This is a genomic window from Vibrio sp. 1CM23M (assembly GCF_023161755.1).
GTDB lineage: Bacteria > Pseudomonadota > Gammaproteobacteria > Enterobacterales > Vibrionaceae > Vibrio > Vibrio coralliirubri.
Window position 1 is genome coordinate 1 of sequence record NZ_JALNTR010000025.1, and the last position, 980, is coordinate 980.

Consider the following 980-nt stretch of genomic DNA (forward strand, 5'->3'; position numbering starts at 1 on the left):
ATCTGATGTGACCCCATAAAAGTAGACACTTAATACAGAGCATTGAGTGTCATGAAAGTAAAATCACAAAGACAATATACAGACGAATTTAAACGAGAAGCTGTTCAGCGATCTCTCGATTCTTCTGATACCGTTAAGTCAGTAGCACTATCCTTAGGAATATCGCCGGTGCTACTTTCTAAATGGAGATGCCAAATGACATCGAAAAAGACTAACTCCCTCCCAATACCTAACCACGGCCCCGAAAAATCCGTTGCACAACTGGAGAAAGAGATCCGTCAATTGAAAAAGAAGCTTGAGATGGCAGAGGTGGAGAATGATTTCTTAAAGGAAGCGAAGGCTTTCTTCGACAGCCAAAAAGAATAAGGTTCGAGTATATCCTTAAGAAGGCCAGTGTGAAGCTTCCTGTCATACGACTATGCCAATGGTTGGGCGTTTCTAAAGCGGGTTATTACAAGTGGCTAACAAGGAAACCATCGAAGCGAGAGACAGACAATGAGTCTTTAAGTCACTACTTGAGGAGAGAAAGCAAAGCTCAGTATTGTATTCCAGGCTATCGAAAGCTTTGGGAAGCAGCAATCGCTAACGGCTTTATTTGTAATAAAAAGCGAGTACAGAGGCTTCTGCAGAATATGGGCTATCGCTCTTGCGCGAGCAAGAAGCGATATGGACGAGCGCCAAAACAAAATACGCTTATACCTGCCTATAACATTCTTGCCCGTCAATTTAAGGTGGATAAACCCGATCGAGTTTGGGTGTCAGATATAACTCAGGTGCGCTGTACTGATGGTTGGCAATACCTGTGCGTCGTCTTAGATTTGTTTTCACGCAAAGTGATTGGTTGGTCGACAAGTCGCATTAATAACGCAAAGTTAGTGCTAAGAAGCCTGAATAAGGCTTGGGAACAAAGGCAGCCCTTAGGTCACGAGCTTTTGTTTCACTCCGATCAAGGTATACAGTATCGAGCGTTGGAGACGATC

The 980-nt window shown here is 43.6% G+C and carries 2 protein-coding genes; both read left to right on the forward strand.

Features of this window, described 5'->3' with window-relative positions; all coding sequences use genetic code 11:
- Positions 1 to 51 precede the first annotated feature (51 nt).
- Entirely contained in the window at positions 52 to 366 is a 315-nt protein-coding gene (locus tag MSG35_RS23975) for a transposase (RefSeq protein ID WP_082153993.1), read from the forward strand.
- An 11-nt stretch (positions 367 to 377) separates the two neighbouring features.
- Positions 378 to 980: IS3 family transposase (locus tag MSG35_RS23980; protein ID WP_248385189.1), on the forward strand; the 603-nt coding region annotated here is incomplete at its 3' end.

Excerpts from the sequence above, each read along its gene's own strand:
- MSG35_RS23975 (WP_082153993.1), top strand. The coding sequence starts at position 52 with ATGAAAGTAAAATCACAAAGACAATATACAGACGAATTTAAACGAGAA.